Origin of the sequence: Lonepinella sp. MS14434 (assembly GCF_042468235.1) — a bacterium.
Taxonomy (GTDB): Bacteria; Pseudomonadota; Gammaproteobacteria; order Enterobacterales; family Pasteurellaceae; genus Lonepinella.
Genome location: NZ_CP170386.1, coordinates 2,008,052 through 2,034,563, shown reverse-complemented (window position 1 = coordinate 2,034,563; position 26,512 = coordinate 2,008,052). Strand labels below are relative to the sequence as shown.

Genomic DNA, 26,512 nt, shown 5'->3' with positions numbered 1-26,512 from the left:
CTATGGTCAATCAACATCGTCGCCGTTTTATTAAAACCCTATTGGTTGGATTCTCTTGTTTATCCTTGCCACCTATTGTCTTTTCCCAATCCGCCCAATCGCTAATTATCCGTACAGGTATTTTGAATAAAATCCCGCAACGGATTTTAAGTGCTGGTTTTGTGTCGGATTTATTATTAATGGCATTATGCCCTGAAAAAATGGTGGGGATTGCCACTGAATTAAAAACGGATACCAAGAAATTTTTATCGGAACAAATCCAAAATTTACCCCATATTGGGCGAATTGCAGGACGAGCCTCTACCGCTCCTGTAGAAAAAATTGTTAGCCTCAATGCCGATTTAATTGTAGATGTGGGTAGCGTCAGTGAAACCTTTCTTTCCACTGCCGAAAAAATCTCCCAACAAACTCAACTGCCTTATTTTATTGTGGCGGGAAAATTAGCAGATTCAGCTCAACAATTCACACAATTAGGTGAATTATTACAACAACCAATTCGAGCCAAAGCCTTAGCAGATTTATCTGATGAGATTTTAACTAAAACCCACCAACTTTGTGCCACGAATAATCTGAATGTCTATTTAGGACGTGGATCTGATGGTTTAGAAACCGCATTAAAAGGGGCAATTCATACTGAAGTGTTAGATTGGTTAGGGCTACAAAATGTGGCAAATGGAGCTGGTGAGAAAAAATTAGCTCGAGTGTCAATGGAACAACTTTTACAATGGCAACCCGATTTAATTTTGACCCAAGATACTAATTTTTACCAACATAGCCAACAAAATACCTTATGGCAAAGTTTAACTGCGGTGAAAAATCAGCGAGTTTTTTTAGCCCCAAGTTTACCGTTTAATTGGCTAGATTCACCACCGAGCGTCAACCGTTTATTAGGTTGTGTATGGTTAGCTTACAAATTAAAACCGACCGCTTTATCACAGCAAAATGCCTATGACTTAGTGCAACGTTATTTCCGTCTATTTTACGGTTATCAAATTTCTTCCACAGAAATCACCGCACTTTTGGAGTAAGTCAATGCCAATTTTCCGTTTAATGTTGCCTTTGGTGTTGTTAATTATCAGTCTTGTGATTGCGGTCAGTTCAGGGCAATATTCGCTTTCTTTAACGGAAATTTGGCAATCTATCAGCCAGTTCGGTAACGAACTTTCGCAACAAGGGCTTTCTCAACAACACATCGTACTCTGGAATATTCGCTTACCCCGTATTGCCACTGCTATTTTAGTCGGTATCGCTTTATCAGTAGCGGGCGTAACCTATCAAGGTATGTTTAAAAATCCGTTGGTTTCACCTGATATTTTAGGGGTAACTTCGGGAGCTGGTCTTGGGGCAGTAACAGCAATTTACTTTGATTTTCCTTTGCCAATTATTCAGCTATTCGCCTTTGTTGGTGGACTGTTTGCCGTGGGATTGGTTTATTTCATCGCCAGTACAGTCCGCCGTCAAAATCCAATTCTGGCATTAGTGCTATCAGGTGTCGCCATTTCTGCTTTGCTCGGGGCAGGAATTTCGTTACTTAAAATTCTGGCTGATCCTTACAGCCAATTAAGTACCATTACATTTTGGCTATTAGGTGGATTAAATATGACCAGCTTTGACGACTTAAAACTGGTTGCTCCATTGGTTCTATTTGCCTTAATCCCGTTGATTCTATTACGTTGGCGAATGAATGTATTAAGCCTTGATGATGAAGAAGTGACAGCTCTTGGAATTAATATTAAACGCTCTCGGCTGATTTTTATTTTATGTGCTACGCTAATGACATCAGCCGTTGTGTCAGTAACGGGTATTATCGGCTGGGTCGGTTTAATTATTCCGCATATTGCTCGACTTTGGAGTGGAGCGGATTTCCGTTTGTTGTTACCAACTTGTATTTTATTAGGTTCAGCCTTTTTGCTTATCACCGACACATTAGCACGTTGTTTATTTGCCATTGAAATCCCATTGGGCGTAATCACCGCCTTTGTCGGCGCACCATTTTTTCTAAGCCTATTAATCAAAGGGGAACGCCAATGATCACCTTGAAAAACTTACGTATAGGCTATCAACAAACGGTTGCCGATAATCTGAATGTTACCTTTCCAACACAAAAAATTACCGCTTTGTTAGGGGCAAATGGTTGTGGCAAGACCACATTACTCAAAACTATGTTAGGCTTAATTAAACCCTTGCACGGTGAAATTCTGATTAAAAATACACCGCACTTTAATTGGACAGCAGCCCAACTTGCTCGTACAATAGGTTATGTACCGCAAGCTCAACAAGGGGTATTTTCCTTTACAGTGCTAGATGTGGTATTAATGGGGCGAACCGCTTATCTCGCATGGTACGCCACACCCAATCAGCAAGATAAACAGATCGCTCAACAAAGTCTTGAGCAATTAGGTGTCGCACATTTAGCGGATAAATCCTATATGACATTAAGTGGCGGTGAACGGCAATTAGTGTTAATCGCCAGAGCCTTGGCTCAACGACCACAATGTTTAATCATGGACGAACCCACATCTAATCTGGATTTCGGCAATCAAATTCGGGTGTTAGAACATATTCAACAATTACGCCAACAGGGTTTGACTGTGATTTTCACCACACACCAACCCGAACAAGCGTTTCGTTATGCAGATAATTTATTGTTGATGTATCAAGGTGAAATTATTAAACAAGGTACACCTAAAGAGGTAATGGATTTAGTTTTATTAGCTCAAATTTACGGCTTAAGTCCACAAGTATTAGCGAAAAATCTCCACCTGTTAAAGGACGAATAATGAATTCCATTAATGATATAAATTTTTCTGAATTATATAAAAATCATATTCAACTCGCCACCCGAGAACCGAAACAGCCACAGGATTGGGATCGCAAAGCAGAACAAATGCAAATCAGCCAATTTGATTTAAAAAATAACTATGTACAGGATTTTCTAAGTCGCATGGATTTACGCGATGTAAATTCTGTACTTGATGTAGGTTGTGGTGGCGGTGCAATTGCGCTGGCTTGTGCCCCTTATGTACAGCGCGTGTATGGGTTAGATTATAGTCAAGGCATGCTGAATTTGTTACAACTTCGCAGCCAACACTTAAATATTCATAATATTTTGCCTATTCTACGAGCATGGGACGATGACTGGTTCGATGTGCCAGAATGCGATGTTTGTGTTTCTTCGCGTTCTTCCATGGTCAATGATTTGCAGTCCGCGTTAGATAAACTCAATGCTAAAGCCCAGAAAGCGGTGTATATGACCATGACGGTGGATAAAGATTTTATTGATCGAGATATATTACGTTTTATCGACCGAGATGGCGTGGGATTTCCCAATTATATTTATGCAGTCAATATGCTGTATCAGCAAGGCTACCAAGTGAAAGTCGATTTCTTAGAGAGTGGCTGCGGTTTGGTTGAACCACAACGCGAAAAAAGTGCGGTGATTTCCGAACAAGATTTTATACGTACCGTAAAATGGTCAATCGGCAGTAATTTAAGCGAAGTAGAAATGGCCAAATTGGAAGATTATTACCAACAACACCAAGGTAACGTAAATGTTCGTCCTGCTATGAAAAAATGGGCGTTCTTAAGCTGGGAAAAATAGGAGCTATTATGGCTCCCATAAAAAATAACGTATGTTACCCAACACCATTCACCATTAAACAAGCCACTAAATGATCCCCACCTCCACCTAAAGCAGGAACTGTCTTTGCACAACAGTCAGCGACTTTCGGGCAACGGGTACGGAACACACAGCCTGATGGCGGATTAATCGGCGATGGTAAATCCCCCTCCAATAATTGAATGGTTTTATTGCGTTCCAATCTTGGGTCAGGAATCGGCACGGCGGACATTAAGGCTTGCGTATAAGGATGTTGAGTATGATTAAATACCTGTTCATCGGTACCTAACTCCACGGCATTGCCTAAATACATCACCAATACACGATCGGAAATATGTTTTACAATGGATAAATCATGAGCAATAAAGATCAGGCTTAATCCCATTTCTTTCTGTAATGATTTCAATAAGTTGACCACTTGAGCCTGAATCGACACATCTAACGCCGAAACGGGTTCGTCACAAATAATAATTTTTGGTTCGATAATTAATGCTCGAGCAATACCGATACGTTGACATTGACCACCTGAAAATTCGTGCGGATAACGGTTGATCACGTTTGGCAGCAAACCGACTTTAATCATCATGTCTTGCACTTTTTGCTTCACTTCCGCTTTAGATAAATGCGGTTGATAAATCTCCAATGGCTCGGCAATAATTTCACCGATATTCATCCGTGGATTAAGTGAAGCCAACGGATCTTGAAAGATCATTTGAATATCTTTACGGGTGTCTTTCCACTCTTTTTGTGATTGGTGAGCAAGGTTTTTACCTAACCATAAAATTTCCCCTGCCGATGCTTTGACTAAACCGATAATCGCACGTGCAAGGGTGGATTTGCCACAACCTGATTCGCCTACCACACCCAAGGTTTCGCCTTGATAAAGTTGGAACGACACATTGTTTACTGCTTTCAGGGTTAACGGTTTGGCAAAAAACAGCGATTTTTTATTTTTAATTTTGAAATTCACCGAAAGGTGATTTACTTCAAGAATAGGTTGTTTTTCGGTCATACTACAAACTCCTTGGCATCAATCCAACAGTTGCGTAAGCGGTTATCCGTCCATTGACTTAATTTCGGAGCGGTCAAACATTGTTCGCTAACATATTGGCAACGTGGCGAAAACGGACAGCCTTGTGGTAAACGCAGCAAATTCGGCGGATTGCCAGCAATGGTTTTTAACTCGTGAGATTGGCTATCCAAACGAGGAATCGCTTCCATTAAGCCCATAGAGTAAGGGTGTGTTGGCTGATAAAAAATCTGCTCCGCACTGCCATATTCCATAGTTCGTCCAGCATACATTACTAGCACTTTATCGCAAATCCCTGCTACCACGCCGAGATCATGGGTAATCATAATAATCGCCGTGTTAAATTCTCGTTTTAATTCATTTAGCAAAGTCATAATTTGTGCTTGTACTGTCACATCTAACGCCGTAGTCGGCTCATCAGCAATCAATAATTTCGGACGGCATAGTAACGCCATGGCAATCATCACCCTTTGCCGCATACCGCCTGAAAATTCGTGCGGATACATCGCCATCCGTTTTTTCGCTTCGGGCATTTTCACCGCATCTAACATACGGATTGACTCAGAAAGTGCGGTGGATTTATCCATATTTTTATGAATCATCAACACTTCCATTAACTGCTCGCCCACTTTCATGTAAGGATTGAGCGAGGTCATGGGATCTTGGAAGATCATCGCAATATCTCTAGCTCGCACTTTATTTAATTGACGTTCTGTTAAATTCAGCAATTCTTGACCGTTAAACTTGGCTGATCCCGTGGTTTTGCCATTGGAAGCCAATAGCCCCATTAAGGCAAAGGCAGTTTGTGATTTACCCGAACCCGATTCGCCCACAATACCTAAGGTTTCGCCTTGTTCAAGGGTAAAATTCAGTTCATTCACCGCCGTAACAACACCGTCAGGTGTGGAAAATTTTACCGATAAATTTTGTACATCAAGCAAATTATTCATCGTTTATCTCTCCTTTGGATCCAAGGCATCACGCAATCCATCACCGATAAAGTTAAAACAAAACAGCGTTAAACATAAAAAACAAGCAGGGAAAATCAACAGCCAAGGAGAACTTTCCATCTGTGCCGCACCGTCATTCAACAACGCTCCCCAACTGCTCATCGGCTCTTGTGTGCCTAACCCTAAAAAACTTAAAAAAGATTCGAATAAAATCAATGACGGCACTTCTAAAGAGGCATACACCACCACAATCCCCAATAAATTCGGGATAATATGACGGAAAATAATTTTTCGCCGTGACACGCCACACACCATCGCCGCTTCAATAAATTCTTTATTTTTCAAACTTAGGGTTTGACCACGCACAATACGAGCGAGGTTAAGCCAAGAAATCATACCGATCGCCACAAAAATTAACAGAATGTTTTGTCCAAAGAACGTCACCAATAGAATCACAAAGAACATAAACGGAAACGAACTCAGTACCTCTAAGGCACGCATCATCAACATATCCACGGTTTTACCGAAAAAGCCAGAAATAGCTCCGTAAACGGTACCGATCAACACCGCAATTAATGCACCTAAAATACCCACCATTAGCGAAATACGTCCGCCCATAGCTATCCGCACTAACAAATCACGTCCTGAACCGTCCGTACCTAAATAATGTCCCGATTCAAAATCAGGGGCAGCACTCATCATATTCCAATCGGTGTCTTCAAAACTGAACGGCATTAACATGGGTGCAAAGGTAATAAACAGCACGATCAATACCAACATAAATAAGCTGAACATAGCGGCTTTATTGGCAATAAAACGGCGTTTGGCATCTTGCCATAGACTACGACTTTCCAATGACAGCATATTCGATTGTTCAAGGAGTTTTTGGGCTAATTGTTGATTTTGTTGCACTTTTAACATATCGCCCCCTTAACTACGCAATTTCGGATCAATAACCGCATATAAAATATCCACCACCGCATTAAAGAAAATGGTCAAGGTGCCGACTAAAATGGTTAAACTCAAGACTAAGGAATAATCACGGTTTAACGCACCATTCACAAATAACTGCCCGATACCTGGTAAGCCAAAGACTTGCTCAATCACCATAGAACCTGTGATAATCCCCACAAAGGCAGGTCCTAAATAGGTTACTACAGGAATAATCGCAGGACGTAACGCATGTTTAAAAATAATCCGCCGCAATGGCAGCCCTTTAGCTTTAGCAGTGCGAATAAACGGAGAATGTAGCACTTCAATCATGGAACCACGCATAATCCGTGCAATCCCTGCCACATAGCCAATGGTTAACGCAACCACAGGTAATGCCATATAATACAGCGTGCCACCGTTCCAACCACCAGCAGGCAACCAACCTAAATAAATGGCAAAAACCAGTACCAATAACGGTGCAATCACAAAGCTCGGAATAATCACCCCCGTCATGGCAAAACTCATTACCAAATAATCCCACCGACTATTTTGATTTAATGCTGCCACAATGCCAGCCAATAACCCCAAGGTGACAGCAAACACAAAGGCGGTTAAACCCAGTTTAATGGAAACAGGAAAAGCCGATGCAATTAAGGTGTTCACTGTTTGATCTTTATATTTAAACGAGGGACCGAAATCCCCGTGCGAGAGATTTTCCAAATACAGAAAATACTGTTTATATAAAGGCTCATTCAGATGATATTTTGCTTCGATATTCGCCATTACTTCAGGCGGATAGGCTTTTTCACTGGTAAACGGATTACCCGGTGCAAGCCGCATCAGGAAAAAAGACACCGTAATCAGAAGAAACAACGTTGGGATCGCTTCAAGCAGTCTTCTAATAATAAATTTAAACATAAGGACAGCCCACAAAAAATCATAAAATTAATAAAAAAGCACCGCACTTTGCACATGAATCAGACGATGCCTGCCCATAGCAAATTATCCAGTACATCCCCACATAGGGAAAAAGGAACTCCCCTGAAGAATTTCAGGGGAATGATGTTAGTGTTTAACAATATAAAGATTTCTTAACAACACTCTATCTTGTGGATCTTTACCCGAATAACCTTTGACAAAGGTTTTCACCAAGCGTGGATTCACATAGTTATAAATCGGCACGATGGCGGCTTCTTCGGCTAAAATTTCTTCGGCTTTCGCATAGGCTTCTGCACGCTGATTTTCATCTAATGCCGCACGAGATTCCATGACAGCCGCATCATACTTCTCACTTTGATAAAATGCGGTATTATTACTTGAATTTGACAAGAAATAATTCACAAAGGTAGAGGCTTGGTTATAGTCCCCATTCCAACCTGCTCGAGCCACATCGTAATTTTTGCTACGGCGTGAAGCAATATAGGTTTTCCATTCTTGGTTTTCCAACTTAACGTCCACCAGCCCTTGCGTATTGGCTTTCCAAATAGAGGCCGCTGCAATCGCCACTTTTTTGTGGTTCTCGTTGGTGTTATAAAGAATGCTAAATTTCAATGGATTAGATTTACTAAACCCAGCTTCTTCTAACAATTTCACCGCTTCAGCATTACGCTCCGCCATCGGTTTAGTGGAATAAGCCGGCTGTTGGATTTTCTCTCCCTCGCTAATATAAGGCGGCGTAAAGACATAGGTCGGGGTTTGTCCTTGTGCCATGACTTTATCGGTAATAATATTACGGTCTAACGCCAAATTGAGTGCTTTACGCACACGCACATCATTAAACGGAGGACGACTGTTATTCAACTCATAGCTATAGGTTGCCAAGGTACGAGTGATAAATAACTCATCCGGCAATTCTTTTTTCAATTTAGCAAATTGCTCGGTTGGCAACGCATAATTGGTTACTTGCAAATCCCCAGCACGATAACGTTGTACGTCCGTAGTTGGGTTTTCAATACTCAAAAACGTGGCTTTGTCGATCACGGTTTCTTTATCATTCCAGTAATTCGGGTTACGGGCAAACACTATTTTTTCATTAATTACGTGATCCGCTAAAACATAGGCACCGTTACCCACAATATTTTCTTTTTTTACCCAGTTTTCACCAAATTTTTCCACCACTTTTTTCGGCACTGGTAACAAAGATTGGTGCGTCGTGAAGCCAACGAGATAAGGCACCGCATTGTCTAAAGACACTTCAAACGTCAAATCGTCAATGGCTTTAACCCCCAAGCTATCGGGTGATTTTTTACCGTCAATAATATCTTGAGCATTAGCCACTTGCATATAGGTCAAAAAGCTCGCATAAGGCGAAGCGGTGGCTGGGGTGACTAAACGTTGCCAAGAGAAAACAAAATCTTGTGCAGTCACAGGATCACCGTTAGACCATTTTGCATCTTTACGCAAATGGAAAGTCCAAGTTTTGTAATCAGCTGAATGATCCCAAGATTCAGCTACCCCTGGCACAGTATTCCCGTCAGAATCCACGGTCGCTAGACCCTCTAAGAGCTGGGATACTACTTCGGATTCTGGCACGCCCTCGGTTAAATGCGGATCAAAACTTTGCGGTTCAGCACCGTTGTTAATGGTAATTTCTTGCACAGGGGCTAATTCCACACCGTCAGGTACTTTTACCGCATTGGCAGAAAAAGAAAAGGCTAAAGCGACACCGCCAGCCAATAAAGATGGTAATAATTTATGTTGCATATAATCGACTCCTTGTTATTTTGTATTGTACTCTTTTCCTTTTATGGCAGAAAAACTGCAGCTTGTAAAGCGCTTGGATTGAAATAATAGGATAAATTTGTTTTTTGATGATGATTTTAGATTATTAATAGCAAATTCTAAACAAAAGCAGAATAAATAAGAATCTTGAAAATTTTACACCGCACTTCAGACTTGATCTTCCCCCAAAGTGCGGTGTATTTTTAATACATTTTTCCTTACATTGCCCCAACGTATTTTAGCATTACACCTGCGGCAATGGCTGAACCAATTACGCCAGCCACATTCGGTCCCATGGCGTGCATCAGTAAGAAGTTTTGATGATCGGCTTCCAACCCTACTTTGTTAGAAACACGAGCTGCCATTGGCACGGCTGACACGCCAGCAGAACCAATCAGTGGGTTGATTTTATTTTTGCTGAATTTGTTCATCAATTTCGCCATCAACACACCGCTACCCGTTCCGATACCAAAAGCAATCACGCCTAACAGTAAAATACCAAGGGTTTGTGGTTGCAAGAATTTATCTGCCACCAATTTCGCCCCAACCGATAAACCTAACACAATGGTGACAATGTTAATCAAGGCATTTTGTGTGGTATCACTTAAACGATCCACCACGCCACTGACTTTCATTAAATTACCAAAACAGAACATACCAAGCAATGGTGCGGCATCAGGTAATAATAATGCCACCAATAATAACAAGATAATTGGGAACATCACTTTTTCTCGATTACTCACGGTTCGTAATTGGGTCATACGAATCTTACGTTCGGTTTCTGTGGTTAAGGCTTTCATAATTGGCGGTTGAATTAATGGGACTAACGCCATATAAGAATAGGCAGCCACTGCAATCGCACCCAATAATTCAGGTGCCAGTTTACTGGTTAAGTAAATGGCGGTCGGACCATCAGCACCACCGATAATCCCAATAGAAGCAGCTTGTGGCAAGGTAAAATCAATTACCCCTAACCAGTTTAAACCCAAGGCCCCCAATACGGTGGTGAAAATCCCGAATTGTGCCGCCGCACCGAGTAATAAGGTTCTTGGATTGGCAATTAACGGACCAAAATCCGTCATGGCACCGACCCCCATAAAAATCACCAGCGGAGCAACACCATAGCCAATCGCTACTTTATAGAACAGGGCTAAAATGCCTGCACTAAAGCCAAGATCGCCAGCGGTGACTTCAAGCTGTGCTTGCACAGAAGCTGGCAAGCTCGCAAGAGCGGTTTTAATTGCAACAGGATCTGCCACTACACCGATTTTTCCTGCAATCACAGCAAGTTGTTCAGGTGTACCTGAATGTAACAAATTATCCAATGCCGTCATCGCCATTCCCGCTTCAGGAATATTCGACAACAAGCCACCAAAGCCAATCGGCAATAACAACAACGGTTCGAATTTTTTCACAATGGCAAGCCACAATAACAGTAGGCTAACCAAAATCATCACCGCTTGCCCCCATTCAAGGTGCATAATGCCTGTGCCTTTCAGTAGAGCAATAATACTTTCCATACTGCCTCCAAATTAAGCAATGGTCATGACGGTGTCGCCCACAGCTACTGAATCACCCGCTTTCACACAAATACCACGCACTGTTCCGGCAAGGTTCGCCCGTACTTCGGTTTCCATTTTCATCGCTTCTAAAATAAACAATACATCACCCTCTGCGACAGTTTGTCCCTCGGTGGCGACCACTTTCCAGATATTGCCTGCCATTGGTGCGGTGACTGCGGTGCCAGTGCCACTTGCAGCAGGTGCTGGAGCAGTTTGAGCCACAGGGGCTGCCGCTGGAGCTGCTGTCGGTGCAATATGAGTAACATCGCCACCTTCAGACACTTTCACTACAAAGGCTTTACCCTCAAGTTCCACGGTGTAAACCGCTGAACCGCTTGCTGGTTTGGCTGGGGCTTTTTCTGCTGGTTTTTGCACCGAACTTTCTAATGTCGGAGCAGGTTCAAAGGCAGCAGAATTACCACGATTTTCTAAGAATTTCCAACCAATTTGTGGGAATAACGCCACAATTAACGCATCATCTACCGCATTTTCAGCCAGTTTAATCCCTTTTTCTTGTGCGGTTTGTTTCACTTCTGCTTCAATTTTCGCCATTTCAGGGGCAATATGATCCGCTGGACGGTCGGTAATTGGTTTGCCACCCTCAAGCACACGAGCTTGTAATTCTGCATTCACAGGGGCTGGAGTGCGACCATATTCGCCTTTTAAAATCCCTGCGGTTTCTTTGGCGATGGTTTTATAACGTTCGCCCATTAACACGTTGATAACAGATTGCGTACCCACAATTTGTGATGTTGGGGTGACTAACGGAATATAGCCTAAATCTTTACGCACGCGTGGAATTTCTTCCAACACTAAATCTAATTTATCACTGGCATTTTGTTGTTTTAATTGCCCCTCAAGATTAGTCAGCATACCACCTGGCACTTGTGCCACCAAAATACGGCTATCAATACCACGCAACTGCCCTTCAAATTTGGCATATTTTTTCCGCACATCACGGAAATACGCGGCAATTTTTTCTAAACGTGGAATATCTAAGCCCGTATCAAATTCTGTACCTTGTAAGGTCGCCACAATGGATTCGGTAGCTGGGTGTCCATAAGTACCTGACATTGAAGAAATAGCTGTATCCACCCCATCAACACCTGCTTCAATCGCTTTTAATAATGCCATTTCTGCCATACCTGTGGTGGAGTGACAATGCAAATGGAGTTGCACATCAAAGCGTTTTTTGATTTCACCGACTAATTCAGCAGCCGCCATTGGGTTTAAAATCCCTGACATATCTTTAATCACAAGGCTATCAATACCAATTTCAAGCAATTGTTCTGTCACATCTAACCAAGTTTGCAAGGTATGCACGGGGCTGGTGGTGTAACTCAATGTCCCTTGTGCGTGACCGCCGTGTTTTTTCACCGCTTGCAAAGCGGCTTGCATATTACGTGGGTCGTTTAACGCATCAAATACACGGAATACGCTCATGCCATTAGCGACACAACGTTCCACAAAACGATCCACCACATCATCGGCATAATGACGATAGCCCAATAAATTTTGTCCACGTAATAACATTTGCAACGGAGTTTTCGGGCAGGCTTTTTTCAACTCACGCAAACGTACCCAAGGATCTTCGCCTAAAAAACGAATACAGCTATCAAAAGTCGCACCGCCCCACGCTTCTAACGACCAATAACCCATATCATCTAATTCCGTCGCCATTGGCAACATATCATCTAAACGTAAACGGGTAGCAAACAAAGATTGATGGGCATCACGAAGTACCACGTCTGTCACTTTAATTTTTTTACTCATAATAAAATCCTTCTTTCATTAATTTGAATGTGTCGCACGATGATGTGCAATGGCTGCCACGATCACTGGACGTAAACGATCTAAATCGTTACTGACAGGCTGAAGTGCGGTTGAATTTGGCACGTTTTTTGAAACATTTTTAGGAACAACGACGGGTTCAGGAAAATATTGATTAATCAGTTTTGACATTAGTCCAATCGCCCAAATTAAAATGAGCAAAAAGACCAACACAAAACCCATACCTGACAACATCAGATTGATACCTTCACCAAAGAGTTCTGCTGGGGTCATATTAATAATCCTTATATTAGGTAGAACATTATTATCTTACGGCGTAATCAAAATAAAATCTTTGATAGAGATCACAAAACAAGCAACTTATATTATCTTTATCTAATAAAAAATGGCAATACACATCATTTTATTATTGTGAAAACTTAAATCACTTTTTGCACCAACGCTGAAATATCATCCGCAAAGCACGCATGCTCTGCCATTTGTGCAATTTGCTCATGGGAATAGGTTTTACCGTTATACACCACCACTATACTAATATCGCCTATTTGCAAGAAATTTTTTTCGCCAAATTCAGTGTAACGAGTAGCACCAATACTTATCACGGCTTTAGTCGGATAATTTGCCTGTTTCAATAGGTTGGCAATATTATTCATCGGATCTTGATCAGGCTGAGAATTCATTTTATCTACCATCCAACACAATAATTTTTGATGAAAATAACTGTAACCCACTGCTGGACTATCAATACCGTATTCGGTTAATTCGCCATCACGTTTATGAAAACAGGCAATACGATAATCATCAATATTACTCCCTCGCTCAAAACCATCTAAGGCAATCCAGTTAGCTGACAGACCTTTGGAATCCGCTCCCCAATTTTTCTTTTCACAAATTTTACGTGCATTTGGGCGACGAATAGAACAATCGTTATAAGCAGCAAAATGAGTAGGTAAAAGTGCGGTCACTTTTTGTGATGTTTTATCGTATTGAATCTCACAAATCAACGCAATTTCAGGTTCAATCTGTAAATTATCGGCGTTTTGTGGAAATTGCAAACGGTCGTGGGAAAGTGGATAAACGGACAAAAAGCGTTCATTTTCATTTAACTGTTGGCTAGGCACATAAAAGGGAAAAATCGCTTTCGGTTGCACAGCTTCTTCTGTTTTAACTTTAACAAAATCAGCCGCTTCACCCGCCTGTTCTAAATGACCAGCAAAATTACCCGCCACACCTAAACCCATAAAATTGTTGTCTAACATAATGTTCCCTTTCTAATAAAATGATTAACTTAAATTGATGCCGCCTGTCATAAAAAATTCTTGAATGCCGACTAATACATTATTGACTGCCACCGCAGCTAAAATTAATCCCATGACTCGACTAATCACCGACGCTCCAGTATTGCCAATCAAATATTGCACGCGGTTCGCCACTAATAATAATAAATAAGTAATTAACAACACGGCAAGCATAATAAAGGTAGTAATCACCTGAGCAGAAAAACTAAAACGGTGATTATCGGTTAATAACACAATTGCCATCATGGCACCGGGAGAGGCAATTGAAGGCACGGCTAATGGATAAACAGCAAGTTCGCTTAGGTTTGATGTCATTTTCATTTCATGTTCAGGCTTGCCTTCACCAAAAATCATGGTTAATGCAAATAAAAATAGCACTAATCCTCCGGCGATTTGAAACGCCGCAAGGGGAATTTGCATCGCTTCAAATAAGCCTTGAGCAGCAATTAAGAAAAATAACAAAATACCCGTCGCAATCAGTACTGCTTTTAACGCTACCTTACGGCGATCCTCTAAAGATAAACGGCTCGTTTTAGTTAAATAAACCGGAATAGAACCGATGGGATCAATGACTGCCCAAAGTACCACAAATTGAACAATTAACGAATCAAACATTGCAAAACCTTTAAAAAACAGGAAAATAGGGAAACTTTAAAAAATATACCATAAAAAATGATCATATTCTCAAATTTATCTTTAAAACGTGGACAAACTTTACTGCTTGAAAACGCCACTGCCACCATTAATCCCAAACAAAAAGTTGGCTTAGTGGGCAAAAACGGTTGCGGTAAATCCTCATTATTCGCTTTGTTAAAAAAAGAAATGTCACCGGAAAGCGGAAATGTAAGTTATCCAACCAACTGGGCGGTATCTTGGGTCAATCAAGAAACCCCGGCGTTGGAGATTTCCGCTTTAGATTATGTCATTCAAGGTGATCGTATTTATTGCCAATTACAACAAGCATTAGTACAAGCCAATCAACAAAATGACGGCAATGCCATTGCCCATATTCACGCCCAACTGGATAATATTGATGCGTGGACAATTCAATCAAGAGCTTCCGCCCTATTACACGGTTTAGGTTTTTCACAAGATGAACTACAACGTCCTGTGAAAGCCTTTTCGGGCGGTTGGCGTATGCGGTTGAATTTGGCACAAGCCTTGTTATGCCCGTCCGATTTACTGTTGTTAGACGAACCCACCAACCACCTAGATTTAGATGCGGTGATTTGGCTCGAACGCTGGTTGACCCAATATCAAGGCACACTATTATTGATTTCCCACGACCGTGATTTTCTCGATCCTATCGTGAATAAAATTTTGCATATTGAACAACAGAAACTCAACGAATACACGGGCGACTATTCAAGTTTTGAACTACAACGAGCGGAAAAACTCTCACAACAAACCGCACTTTTCCGTCAACAACAGGATAAAATCGCCCATTTACAAAGTTATATCGACCGTTTCAAAGCCAAAGCGACTAAAGCCAAACAGGCTCAAAGTCGGATGAAAGCCCTTGAACGCATGGAGAAAATTGCCCCAGCTCACGTGGATAATCCCTTTACCTTTGCTTTTCGTGAACCGCTGTCATTGCCTAATCCGCTAGTGATGATTGACAAAGCCTCCGCTGGCTATGGGGTTGGCGAAAGTGCGGTGGAAATTTTGCAAAAAATTAAACTCAACCTTGTTCCTGGTTCAAGAATTGGTTTACTCGGCAAAAATGGAGCAGGGAAATCCACGCTAATTAAATTATTGGCAGGTGAACTCACCGCCCTTTCAGGCAACGTGCAACTGGCAAAAGGCGTACAATTAGGCTATTTCGCTCAACATCAATTAGACACCTTACGAGCGGAAGAATCCGCCCTGTGGCATTTACAAAAATTAGATGACAAACTCACCGAGCAAGACTGTCGCAATTATTTAGGCAGTTTTGCCTTTCACGGCGACAAAGTCAGCGAACCCGTCAACACCTTTTCAGGCGGCGAAAAAGCCCGATTAGTGCTGGCATTAATTGTGTGGCAACGCCCGAATTTATTGCTATTAGACGAACCTACCAACCATTTAGATTTAGACATGCGACAAGCCTTAACCGAAGCGTTAGTGGATTATCAAGGCTCACTGGTTGTGGTGTCGCACGACCGCCATTTATTGCGTAACACGGTGGAAGAATTTTATTTAGTCCACGATAAGCAAGTGGAAGAATTTAGCGGTGATTTAGACGATTACGCCAAATGGCTAAATGAGATCAACGCCCAAGAACGCAAAGAGTTAAATAAAAGTGCGGTACAAACTAGCGAAGTTTCTGAAAATTCCCAACAAAACAGAAAAGATCAAAAACGCCGAGAAGCCGAACTACGTCAACAAACCGCTCCACTACGCAAAAAAATTAGCCAACTGGAAAGCCAAATGGAAAAACTGTCAGATCAGTTGGTAGAGATTGAACAGCAACTTTCCCACAATGATCTGTATTCGCCAGAAAATAAAGAAAAATTAACCGCGGTTTTGGCGGAACAGGTGAATGTGAAAAAGCAGTTGGAAACGATTGAAATGGATTGGTTAGGTGTGCAAGAGAAATTGGAAAGTTATGGGTGATCCCCCGTACTCACGTACGGGGTTAAGCATGGTCACGCCACGCTGTGGTTTAATCCACTCCAGATGCGGAGCATCGTTACCCTGACGAATCCTGTACGCAAGTGCAGGGTTATTTCGCCTATTTCTATGCTAAAATACCCAAATTATTTATCTTTATAGGACAAACATTATGGCAACTCACCCAACCCCAGCGGAACTCCAAGCGGAAACCCGTGAAATTATTGCAGATTTATTCAATGATGGCAGCGATCCCAATGCACTTTATATTATTGAGCATCACATTGCGCACTATGATTTTGAAAAATTAGAAAAAATTGCGGTGGATGCGTTCAAAGCAGGTTATGAAGTATCGGAAGCAGAAGAATTGGAAGACGATAACGGCAAATTATTGTTCTGTTTTGATATTATTGCGGAAGTGGAACTAAAGCCTGAAATTATTGATGCACAACAAAAAGAAATTGTTCCGTTAGTGGCTAAACATGGCGGAATTTATGATGGTTGGGGCACCTATTTTGAAGATCCCAATGCAGAAGATGATGAATATGGCGATGACGGCGAATTTTTCGAAGATAATCCTGATGATGAAGATGAATAATTAGCTATTTACATAGATTTACTATAAAATGACCTCCTTTTTAGATTGGAGAAAAAAATGAAAGTAGCAAAAAATGTGGTGGTAAGCATTGCTTATCAAGTACGCACCGAAGACGGTGTATTAGTGGATGAAGCACCTGCAAATCAACCATTAGACTATTTACAAGGTCATAATAATTTAGTCATTGGTTTAGAAAATGCGTTAGAGGGCAAAGACGTTGGTGATAAATTTGAAGTACGTATAAAACCTGAAGAAGGTTATGGCGAATACAATGAAAATATGGTGCAACGTGTACCAAAAGATGTATTCCAAGGCGTAGATGAATTAGCTGTCGGCATGCGTTTTATTGCAGATACGGATATGGGTCCTTTGCCCGTAGTGATTACCGAAGTGGGTGAAACTGATGTGGTGGTTGACGGCAATCACATGTTAGCGGGTCAAGAATTGCATTTCACGGTGGAAGTGGTGGCAACACGTGAAGCGACATTAGAAGAAATTGCCCACGGTCATATTCATTCAGAAGGCGGTTGTTGTGGTGGTCATCACCATGATTCCGATGAAGAAGGTCATGGTTGTGGTTGTGGCAGTCATCATCACCATCATGATCACGAAGAAGAACACAGCCACGATGGTTGTGGATGTGGTCATCACCATCATTAATTTGAGAAAAATGCCGTACTTTGCTATCAAAGTGCGGTATTTTTTTCGAAAAATTCATAAACTTTACGAAATATTTACGCTTATATTGTCGCCTTTCGATTAAAACTTTTGTACAATACGTCCAAATTTTTTACCCTATTTTAAGATTATCTATGTCATCAAAAACACCCAATATTGGCTTTGTTAGCCTTGGTTGTCCGAAAAATTTAGTCGATTCCGAGCGAATTCTTACCGAGTTACGTACTGACGGTTACAATATTATCCCTACTTATGAAAATGCTGATTTAGTGATTGTTAATACCTGCGGATTTATTGATAGTGCCGTGCAAGAGTCATTGGAAGCTATCGGTGAAGCGTTAGAAGCTAATGGTCGCGTGTTAGTAACGGGTTGCTTAGGGGCGAAAGAAGATAAAATTCGTGAAGTTCACCCCAAAGTGCTAGAAATTACTGGACCACATAGCTATGAAGCGGTGATGGAAAATGTGCATAAATATGTACCAAAACCTGAAGATAATCCTTATGTCAGCCTTGTGCCAAGTCAAGGCGTGAAACTCACCCCGAAACATTATGCGTATTTGAAAATTTCTGAAGGTTGCGATCATAAATGTACTTTCTGTATTATTCCGTCTATGCGAGGTGATTTGGATAGCCGCCCAATTACCCAAATCTTAGATGAAGCCAAACGTTTAGTGGATTCAGGGGTAAAAGAATTGTTGGTGGTGTCACAGGATACTTCGGCTTATTCTCTCGATCAAAGCAAAGAGAACCAAAATAAAACCGTATTCTGGAATGGCATGCCGATTAAAAATAATCTGATCACACTTTGCCAGATGTTAGCCAGCTTGAAAGTGTGGGTACGTTTACATTATGTGTATCCTTATCCGCACGTGGATGAATTAATTCCTTTAATGGCAGCGGGCAAAATTTTGCCGTATTTGGATATTCCATTACAACATGCCAGCCCAAAAATTCTTAAATTAATGAAACGCCCTGGTTCGGTGGAACGTATTTTAGAACGTATCAAGAAATGGCGTGAAGTCTGCCCTGAATTGACATTACGTTCTACTTTTATTGTGGGTTTCCCAGGGGAAACCGCAGAAGATTTTCAGCTCTTGTTGGATTTTCTAACCGAAGCTCAACTTGATCGAGTCGGTTGCTTTAAATTTAGCCCTGTAGATGGGGCAACCGCAACAGATATGCCAAATCAAGTACCAGAAGAAATAAAAGAACAACGATTCCAACGTTTTATGGAATTACAGCAACAAATTTCAGCCCAACGATTACAGCAAAAAATAGGGAAAACATTAGCGGTCATTGTTGATGAAATAGATGAAGACGGGATTATCGGTCGCTCAATGGCTGATGCACCTGAAATTGACGGGGTGGTTTATGTGGATAATGTCAGCCAAAGTGCGGTGCAAATTGGTGATATTATTTCAGTAACGATTAGTCACGCAGATGAATATGATTTATGGGGAACTTGTTAGGGGAAGTATATGCCAGAAATTAAACCTAATGTTGAACAATTTGAACAAGCTGTTGCAGAGAAAAAATATGAATTAGCTTGTAATATATTACTTTCTATTTTAAATAAATTAGATAGTAATTTCGGTGGTATTCAAGATATTGAGTTTGATCTACCAAAACAGTTATCAGAGAATGAATTAACACAAGATCGTATTGTCTATTTTTGTACACGGATGGCGAATGCCATAACACAATTATTTATAGATAAAGCCTTAATGATTTCTGATTCAGGTGCCTTAAAATTCTTTTGTTATCAACGCTGGATTAATCTCATTTTTGCCTCATCTCCTTATATCAATGCAGATCATATTTTGCAAACTTATAACTTAAATCCAGATAAATCTTCTTCTAATATACAGCTAGAGGCTAAAAAAGAAACCTGGATTAAATTTTGTATCATGTATCTACCAGAATCAAATTTAACGATTAATTTAGATGCTTTATGGCAACTGGATCGTGATTTATGTGCATCACTTTGTTTTGCTTTACAATCGCCACGTTTTATTGGAACACCCGCGGCATTTAGCAAACGTAGCACTATATTACAATGGTTCCCTGAACATTTAGCACAGTTGTCAAATTTGAATAATTTACCGAGTAGCATCTCCCATGATGTTTATATGCACTGTAGTTATGACATTGCAGCTAACAAGCATTGGGTCAAAAATGCCTTAAATACAGTAATACGTAAGCATTTATTAGAAAGCGGTTGGCAAGATCGTGATGTCAGTAACATTGGTTATCGGGATGGAAAACCCGTAATGGTCGTGTTACTTGAACATTTCCATTCTGCTCACTCTATCTACCGCACCCACTCTACGTCAATGCGTGCCGCTCGTGAATTATTTTACCTTATCGGGGTTGGAAATGATGCAGTGGATCAGCTAGGACGAGATGTCTTTGATGAATTCCATATCGCACAAGACAACAATATTTTCGAAAAACTCAATTTTCTCAAAAAGATCTGTCAAGATAATGGTGCTGCAGTGTTATATATGCCAAGTATTGGTATGGATTTATTACCTATTTTTGCCAGCAATACTCGTCTTGCCCCAATTCAAGCTATCGCGCTTGGACATCCGGCGACCACTCACTCGCCTTTTATTGAATATGTCGTCGTGGAAGATGATTATGTGGGTTCAGAACAATGCTTTAGCGAGAAATTGTTACGCTTACCCAAAGATGCCTTGCCGTATGTGCCGTCTGCCTTAGCGCCGCAAAAAGTAGAATATAAATTACGCGAAAATCCAGAAGTAGTAAATATCGGTATTGCTTCAACGACAATGAAATTAAATCCGTATTTCCTTGAAGCATTAAAAGCCATTCGTGATCGTGCTAAAGTCAAGGTGCATTTTCACTTTGCACTAGGACAGTCAACAGGTATTACCCATCCCTATGTAGTCCGTTTTATTAAAAGCTACTTGGGAAATTCTGCCACTGCTCACGAACACACACCATATCATCAATATCTCAGCATTTTGCATAATTGCGATATGATGGTGAACCCATTCCCATTTGGCAATACGAACGGCATTATCGATATGGTCACTTTAGGTCTAGTCGGTATTTGTAAAACAGGTCCTGAAGTACATGAACATATTGATGAGGGCTTATTTAAACGTTTAGGCTTACCTGAATGGTTAATTGCCAATACAGTTGATGAATATATTGAACGTGCTATTCGTCTGGCTGAAAATCATCAAGAACGTTTAGAATTACGCCGTCATATTATTGAAAATAATGGCTTACAAAAATTATTCACGGGTGATCCTAGCCCAATGGGTAAAGAATTTTTAACTCGCTTAAAAGACTGGGCAAAAGCCAATAAAGTAAAATTGACATTGTCTAAAACCAAAAAAGCTACCGCTAAAAAAGCAAAACAATAGGTTGATAAATGAAAAAGTGCGGTGAAAAATATGATATTTTTCACCGCACTTTTTTCTTTATAAAATAGACCAAAAGGCTTTCACTAAAGGTGATGCCAACGATCTTTTTTGTACACAAATGCCTAATTCAAAGGGTTCTATAGGAATATCTAAATTTAATGATGATACCTGTGTATTCATAGGGCTATTTTTAATCACCACATCAGGTAGTAATGCCAATCCACAACCTAATGCCACCATTGACATGATCCCTTCATGACCACTTACTGTCGCATAAATTTTGGGATGTTTAATTTTCTTTTGCTGTAACCACTGATCGATACGTTGGCGAGCAGGTCCTTCAACTGGAAGAATAAAAGGAATCTGTTGCCAATCAACAGGATCTTGTTGCAATAATTGGGTAGCTGAACAAGCCACTCTAGGGGCAATTAAAGAAAGCGAAATATTGTCAATATGTTGGAATTCTATAGAATGAGGCAAATTTAACGGACGACCAGCCAAAGCCAAATCTGCCTGTTGCTCCACCACCATTTTCACTGCAAGTGCAGGATCGCCTGTGGTTAATTGAATTTCCACTTTAGGATAACAAGAACGGAATTTTTCCAGCACTGGTGGTAAATGAGAATAAGCCGCCGTAACAGAACAGAACAATTTCAACTCACCATATAACTCTTGCGAATCTGATTGTAGTTGCTGACGGAATTGTTGCCAATTATTCCAATGCTGTTGAGCAAATACAAGAAATTTGGTACCCGTTTCGGTGAGAATAACTTGACGATTATCGCGTAAAAATAAGGGTTGTCCGATTTCTTCTTCCATACGTTGAATTTGACGTGAAAGTGTCGAGGGGGACATGTGATTTTGGGTAGCAGTTTTGCTGAAGTTTTGCGTTTGGGTGAGGTGGAGGAAGATTTTTAGGTCGGTGAAGTTCATAGTTTTTCTCTTAAATTATGATTTAATTACAATCGGGTTTCGCCGATGGCGACTTACTTTTTCTTTGCTCGTGCAAAGCAAAAGTAAGCAAAAAGAAAACACGCCCCAACTTTGCCTTATTTCCTGAAAATACTTTAATTTGCTTAACGGAAAATGGCTGAACTCGCTTCGCTCAGACAGACGCCATTTTCCTACAAATTAAAGTATTTTCAGGCGGCAAACATGGGGACCCCATTGGTGAAGTAATAAAATGCTGTGCAAGCTACGGAGTAGCGTTACCATATTTAACCTAGTACGCCAGTGCTAGGAATTCTCAAATTTTTCACCGCACTTTTATTTACGCTCGGTCAAAACTTGGAGCCCCGTCTGAACCGCCTTTGCGACTTGGCATTTTTAGCTAAATTTTGCATGTCTGAGCGAAGCGAGTTCAAAATTTAGCGTAAAGAAAATGCCAAACGAGCAAAGAAAAGCGGTGAAGTCGGGGTGTGCTTTTCTTTGCCTACTTTCTTTTACACAAGTAAAAGAAAGTACGGTCGCCCATGGGGCGAAAACCATTGCAAAAACCGCAATACCAAATACCAATAATATCAATTTACGCAACATAAAAAAAGCCTATAATAACCATATCCAAACAAAACCTTAATTTATTCACAAGGAAAACAAAAATGTCTAACTATTTCAATACATTAAATTTACGTCAAAAACTCGATCAACTCGGTCGTTGTCGCTTTATGGATCGTGATGAATTTGCCGATGGTTGCAACTTCTTAAAAGGCAAAAAAGTGGTGATTATCGGCTGTGGTGCGCAAGGCTTAAACCAAGGTTTAAATATGCGGGATTCTGGCTTAGATGTGAGCTATGCGTTACGTCCAGAAGCGATTGCAGAAAAACGTGCTTCTTTCCAACGTGCTAGCGAAAATGGTTTTAAAGTGGGTACTTACCAAGAACTCATTCCAACTGCGGATTTAGTCATCAACTTAACCCCAGACAAACAACACTCAAAAGTGGTGGCGGATGTCATGCCGTTAATCAAAAATGGGGCGGCATTTGGTTATTCTCATGGTTTTAACATCGTTGAAGTGGGCGAGCAAATTCGCAAAGACATTACGGTGGTGATGGTCGCACCAAAATGCCCTGGTACGGAAGTCCGTGAAGAATATAAACGTGGTTTCGGCGTGCCAACCTTAATCGCTGTTCACCCTGAAAATGATCCGAAAGGTGAAGGCATGGCAATCGCTAAAGCATGGGCAAGTGCCACAGGGGGCGACCGTGCAGGTGTATTAGAATCTTCATTCGTGGCAGAAGTAAAATCTGACTTAATGGGCGAACAAACCATTCTTTGCGGTATGTTACAAGCAGGATCTATCGTCTGCTACGACAAATTAGTGGCTGACGGCAAAGATCCAGCTTATGCTGGTAAATTAATTCAATACGGTTGGGAAACGATTACTGAAGCATTAAAACAAGGCGGCATTACGCTCATGTTAGATCGCTTATCTAACAGTGCCAAATTGCGTGCCTTTGAATTATCTGAACAAATCAAAGAGGAATTAGTGTTCTTATTCGAAAAACACATGGACGATATTATCAGTGGCGAATTCTCATCAACCATGATGGCAGACTGGGCGAATGATGATGTAAACTTGTTAAAATGGCGTGAAGCCACAGGCAAAACGGCTTTTGAAAATTCACCAAAAGGCGACAATATCAAAATTTCTGAACAAGAATACTTTGATCACGGTGTGTTAATGGTGGCGATGGTGAAAGCTGGCGTAGAATTGGCGTTTGACACCATGGTGGCAAGTGGTATTTATGAAGAATCCGCTTACTACGAATCTTTACACGAATTACCATTAATTGCCAACACCATTGCTCGTAAACGTTTATATGAAATGAACGTGGTAATTTCTGATACAGCAGAATATGGTAACTATCTATTCTCCCACGTAGCCACACCAATTTTGGCAGAAAAAGTAATTCCAACCTTACAAAAAGGTGACTTAGGTGAACCTGCACCAACGGTTGAAATTGATAACGTGTTATTACGTGATGTGAATGATGCAATTCGCAATCACCCGATTGAATTAATCGGTCAAGAATTACGTGGTTATATGACAGATATGAAACGTATTTCATCTCAAGCGTAATTGAAATGAATGTGAAAAGTGCGGTAGAAAATACCGCACTTTTTGTTTATATAACAACTAAATACAAAATAGACAAATAGTTCCCTATTTAGATTAAACGTCATAAGTGGTCGATGCCGTATTGCCACCACGCCCTGTCCAGTTAGTATGGAAATGCTCGCCACGTGGTTTGTCAGTACGCTCATAAGTATGTGCGCCGAAATAGTCACGTTGGGCTTGTAGCAAGTTCGCTGGTAAGTTGGCGGACGTATAACCATCTAAGAAAGTGATTGCACTTGCCATACAAGGCATTGGGATACCCACTTCAATCGATTTTGCCACCACTTTACGCCAGTCTGCCAAGCAGTTTTCTAAAATGCCTTTGAAATACGGATCAGAACCCAAGAATACTAAATCAGGATTGGTTTCATAGGCATCACGGATATTGCCTAAGAAACGGCTACGGATAATGCAGCCCTCACGCCATAATAACGCTGTTGCACCGTAATTAATATTCCACTCAAAATTCTCGGATGCTTCACGAATCAGCATAAAGCCTTGTGCGTAAGAGATGATTTTGGATGCCAGTAAGGCACGGCGAACCGCTTCAATCCATACTTTTTTATCGCCTGTGACTTGCGTGATGGTCTTGTTGAATAATTTTGACGTGGCAACACGTTGATCTTTGAAAGAAGATACACAACGAGCAAACACAGATTCGGTGATTAAGGTTAATGGAATACCGAAATCAAGGGCATTAATCCCCGTCCATTTACCCGTACCTTTTTGTCCTGCGGTATCTAAGATTTTCTCCACTAATGGCGAACCGTCTGTATCTTTGTAACCGAGAATATCGGTGGTAATATCAATGAGATAGCTATCTAATTCGGTTTTTTTCCACTCGGCAAAAATCGCCTGCATTTCTTCGTGATTTAAACCCAAACCGTCTTTTAAGAATTGGTAGGCTTCACAAATCAACTGCATATCACCGTATTCAATACCGTTATGTACCATTTTCACGAAATGACCTGAACCGTCTTTGCCAACCCAGTCACAGCAAGGTTCGCCCTTATCGGTTTTGGCGGAAATGGCTTGGAAAATCGGTTTGACATATTGCCACGCTTCAGCGTTACCACCTGGCATAATAGATGGTCCATGTCTTGCCCCTTCTTCACCGCCCGACACACCAGAACCAATAAAACGAATGCCTTTTTCTGCCAAGGCTTTCACTCGGCGGTTAGTATCAGGATAATTTGAGTTACCGCCATCAATGATAATATCACCTTGCTCTAAGTGCGGTAATAAGGCATCAATAAATTGATCCACTACATCGCCCGCACGCACCATTAACATTACTTTGCGTGGTTTTTCTAATTTGGCGGCTAAATCTTCAAGTGAATACGCCCCGATAATGTTAGTACCTTTCGCTGCACCTTGTAAGAACTCGTCAACTTTGCTGGTGGTACGGTTATACGCCACTACTTTAAAGCCGTTGTCGTTCATATTTAAAATCAAATTTTGTCCCATTACCGCTAAACCGATAACGCCGATGTCGCCTTTAACTGACATTTTTTTCTCCTATGTCGAAGTTAGTTTAAAATAAATTCCACTGCCATTTCACTATGTAACTGTGCAGTATCAAATAACGTCAATGCTGTATCATTTTGCTGAACCAATAAGCCAATTTCAGTACAACCCAAAATTACCCCTTCTGCTCCTTGTTGAGCGAGTTCTGCAATGGTCTGCAAATAAAATTGTTTTGATGTTGGCAGAATTTTCCCTACGCATAATTCTTCAAAAATAATGCGGTGAATTTCTTGCTGATTTTTTGCATCAGGTACCAGCATTTCTATGCCACGCTGGGTTAATCCATTACGATAAAATTCATCTTGCATCGTAAAAGCTGTACCTAATACCGCAATCTTAGATAAGCCTTTTGTCTTAATCGCATTGGCAGTCGCATCTAAAATATGCAAAAACGGGACATTAATTCTCTCAATAATTTGGGGAGCAACTTTGTGCATTGTGTTGGTTGCCAATAAAACAGCATCTGCCCCCATCTGCTCCAATTTTTGTCCTGCTTGAGCTAAAATTTCCCCTGCTTTTTGCCAATCACCTGATTTTTGGCATTGTACAATTCGCTCAAATTCTACACTCACCATTAACAGAGGAGCAGAATGATTTCCACCTAGCTTTTGATTCACTAGACGATTAATTTGCTGATAGTAGGTTATTGTACTTTCAGGACTCATTCCGCCGATAATACCGAGTGTTTTCATTCTGTTA

General features: G+C 40.9%; 23 protein-coding genes. 10 read left to right on the top strand and 13 right to left on the bottom strand.

Going from position 1 to position 26,512, the window contains the following annotated elements; genetic code table 11:
- Nucleotides 1-2 precede the first annotated feature (2 nt).
- Genes O1Q79_RS09840 through O1Q79_RS09825 form a run of 4 tightly spaced genes read left to right on the top strand, consistent with a single transcriptional unit; the run spans nucleotide 3 to nucleotide 3,601 of the window.
- The gene (locus O1Q79_RS09840) at nucleotides 3-1,028 is read left to right on the top strand and encodes an ABC transporter substrate-binding protein (protein ID WP_386692116.1); all 1,026 of its coding nucleotides are present in this window, start codon (nucleotides 3-5) and stop codon (nucleotides 1,026-1,028) included.
- A 4-nt stretch (nucleotides 1,029-1,032) separates the two neighbouring features.
- Entirely contained in the window at nucleotides 1,033-2,031 is a 999-nt protein-coding gene (locus O1Q79_RS09835) for a FecCD family ABC transporter permease (protein ID WP_386688676.1), read from the top strand.
- Complete coding sequence (locus O1Q79_RS09830) at nucleotides 2,028-2,780, top strand: ABC transporter ATP-binding protein (protein WP_386692114.1); 753 nt, start codon at nucleotides 2,028-2,030, stop codon at nucleotides 2,778-2,780. Before O1Q79_RS09835 ends, O1Q79_RS09830 begins: the two co-directional genes overlap by 4 nt.
- A complete protein-coding gene (locus tag O1Q79_RS09825; RefSeq protein ID WP_386692112.1) occupies nucleotides 2,780-3,601 on the top strand; it encodes a class I SAM-dependent methyltransferase in 822 nt (273 codons plus the stop codon). Before O1Q79_RS09830 ends, O1Q79_RS09825 begins: the two co-directional genes overlap by 1 nt.
- Before the next feature lie 34 nt (nucleotides 3,602-3,635).
- On the opposite strand, the gene oppF is transcribed toward O1Q79_RS09825, so the two are convergent.
- The 10 genes from oppF to O1Q79_RS09775 form a co-directional block, all read right to left on the bottom strand.
- Nucleotides 3,636-4,631: a murein tripeptide/oligopeptide ABC transporter ATP binding protein OppF gene (gene oppF / locus O1Q79_RS09820; protein ID WP_386692110.1), complete on the bottom strand. Its 996-nt coding sequence runs from the start codon at nucleotides 4,629-4,631 to the stop codon at nucleotides 3,636-3,638.
- Nucleotides 4,628-5,599 (bottom strand): ABC transporter ATP-binding protein, encoded by a 972-nt coding sequence (locus tag O1Q79_RS09815; protein WP_386688533.1) that lies wholly within the window; start codon nucleotides 5,597-5,599, stop codon nucleotides 4,628-4,630. Before O1Q79_RS09815 ends, oppF begins: the two co-directional genes overlap by 4 nt.
- A 3-nt stretch (nucleotides 5,600-5,602) precedes the next feature.
- Nucleotides 5,603-6,463, bottom strand: coding sequence for an oligopeptide ABC transporter permease OppC (oppC, locus tag O1Q79_RS09810; RefSeq protein WP_386690176.1), 861 nt, complete (start codon nucleotides 6,461-6,463; stop codon nucleotides 5,603-5,605).
- Nucleotides 6,464-6,529: 66 nt separating this feature from the next.
- Complete coding sequence (oppB, locus tag O1Q79_RS09805; RefSeq protein ID WP_386692108.1) at nucleotides 6,530-7,450, bottom strand: oligopeptide ABC transporter permease OppB; 921 nt, start codon at nucleotides 7,448-7,450, stop codon at nucleotides 6,530-6,532.
- Between the two features lie 147 nt (nucleotides 7,451-7,597).
- A complete protein-coding gene (locus tag O1Q79_RS09800) occupies nucleotides 7,598-9,235 on the bottom strand; it encodes an ABC transporter substrate-binding protein (RefSeq protein ID WP_386692106.1) in 1,638 nt (545 codons plus the stop codon).
- A gap of 236 nt (nucleotides 9,236-9,471) precedes the next feature.
- Nucleotides 9,472-10,773 carry a sodium ion-translocating decarboxylase subunit beta gene (locus tag O1Q79_RS09795; protein ID WP_386692104.1) on the bottom strand — a complete coding sequence of 434 codons (1,302 nt, stop codon included), beginning with the start codon at nucleotides 10,771-10,773 and terminating at the stop codon, nucleotides 9,472-9,474.
- Nucleotides 10,774-10,785: 12 nt separating this feature from the next.
- Nucleotides 10,786-12,588 carry a sodium-extruding oxaloacetate decarboxylase subunit alpha gene (gene oadA / locus O1Q79_RS09790; protein ID WP_386692102.1) on the bottom strand — a complete coding sequence of 601 codons (1,803 nt, stop codon included), beginning with the start codon at nucleotides 12,586-12,588 and terminating at the stop codon, nucleotides 10,786-10,788.
- Nucleotides 12,589-12,606: 18 nt separating this feature from the next.
- Entirely contained in the window at nucleotides 12,607-12,879 is a 273-nt protein-coding gene (locus tag O1Q79_RS09785; protein WP_386692100.1) for an oxaloacetate decarboxylase subunit gamma, read from the bottom strand.
- Between the two features lie 146 nt (nucleotides 12,880-13,025).
- Entirely contained in the window at nucleotides 13,026-13,865 is an 840-nt protein-coding gene (locus O1Q79_RS09780; RefSeq protein WP_386692098.1) for a DUF5718 family protein, read from the bottom strand.
- Between the two features lie 24 nt (nucleotides 13,866-13,889).
- Nucleotides 13,890-14,519, bottom strand: a complete 630-nt coding sequence (locus O1Q79_RS09775) for a MarC family protein (protein WP_386692096.1) — start codon at nucleotides 14,517-14,519, stop codon at nucleotides 13,890-13,892.
- A gap of 57 nt (nucleotides 14,520-14,576) precedes the next feature.
- Between O1Q79_RS09775 and O1Q79_RS09770 the strand changes: the two genes are divergently transcribed.
- The 5 genes from O1Q79_RS09770 to O1Q79_RS09750 all read left to right on the top strand — a co-directional run bounded on the left by O1Q79_RS09770 (nucleotide 14,577) and on the right by O1Q79_RS09750 (nucleotide 21,167).
- The gene (locus tag O1Q79_RS09770) at nucleotides 14,577-16,499 is read left to right on the top strand and encodes an ABC transporter ATP-binding protein (RefSeq protein WP_386692094.1); all 1,923 of its coding nucleotides are present in this window, start codon (nucleotides 14,577-14,579) and stop codon (nucleotides 16,497-16,499) included.
- Between the two features lie 169 nt (nucleotides 16,500-16,668).
- Complete coding sequence (gene rraB / locus O1Q79_RS09765) at nucleotides 16,669-17,094, top strand: ribonuclease E inhibitor RraB (RefSeq protein ID WP_386692092.1); 426 nt, start codon at nucleotides 16,669-16,671, stop codon at nucleotides 17,092-17,094.
- 57 nt (nucleotides 17,095-17,151) lie between these two features.
- Nucleotides 17,152-17,754 (top strand): peptidylprolyl isomerase, encoded by a 603-nt coding sequence (slyD, locus tag O1Q79_RS09760; RefSeq protein WP_386692090.1) that lies wholly within the window; start codon nucleotides 17,152-17,154, stop codon nucleotides 17,752-17,754.
- Nucleotides 17,755-17,906: 152 nt separating this feature from the next.
- Entirely contained in the window at nucleotides 17,907-19,241 is a 1,335-nt protein-coding gene (gene rimO / locus O1Q79_RS09755; RefSeq protein WP_386692088.1) for a 30S ribosomal protein S12 methylthiotransferase RimO, read from the top strand.
- A gap of 9 nt (nucleotides 19,242-19,250) precedes the next feature.
- Complete coding sequence (locus O1Q79_RS09750; RefSeq protein ID WP_386692086.1) at nucleotides 19,251-21,167, top strand: adhesin; 1,917 nt, start codon at nucleotides 19,251-19,253, stop codon at nucleotides 21,165-21,167.
- 57 nt (nucleotides 21,168-21,224) lie between these two features.
- On the opposite strand, the gene ilvY is transcribed toward O1Q79_RS09750, so the two are convergent.
- Nucleotides 21,225-22,100, bottom strand: coding sequence for an HTH-type transcriptional activator IlvY (gene ilvY, locus O1Q79_RS09745; protein ID WP_386692084.1), 876 nt, complete (start codon nucleotides 22,098-22,100; stop codon nucleotides 21,225-21,227).
- 665 nt (nucleotides 22,101-22,765) lie between these two features.
- On the opposite strand from ilvY, the gene ilvC reads away from it, so the two are divergent.
- Nucleotides 22,766-24,247: a ketol-acid reductoisomerase gene (gene ilvC / locus O1Q79_RS09740; protein WP_386692083.1), complete on the top strand. Its 1,482-nt coding sequence runs from the start codon at nucleotides 22,766-22,768 to the stop codon at nucleotides 24,245-24,247.
- Nucleotides 24,248-24,340: 93 nt separating this feature from the next.
- Here ilvC and gnd read toward each other — a convergent pair whose 3' ends face one another.
- Entirely contained in the window at nucleotides 24,341-25,795 is a 1,455-nt protein-coding gene (gene gnd, locus O1Q79_RS09735; protein ID WP_386692081.1) for a decarboxylating NADP(+)-dependent phosphogluconate dehydrogenase, read from the bottom strand.
- 20 nt (nucleotides 25,796-25,815) lie between these two features.
- Entirely contained in the window at nucleotides 25,816-26,505 is a 690-nt protein-coding gene (locus O1Q79_RS09730) for an aspartate/glutamate racemase family protein (protein WP_386692079.1), read from the bottom strand.
- Between the last annotated feature and the right edge of the window lie 7 nt (nucleotides 26,506-26,512).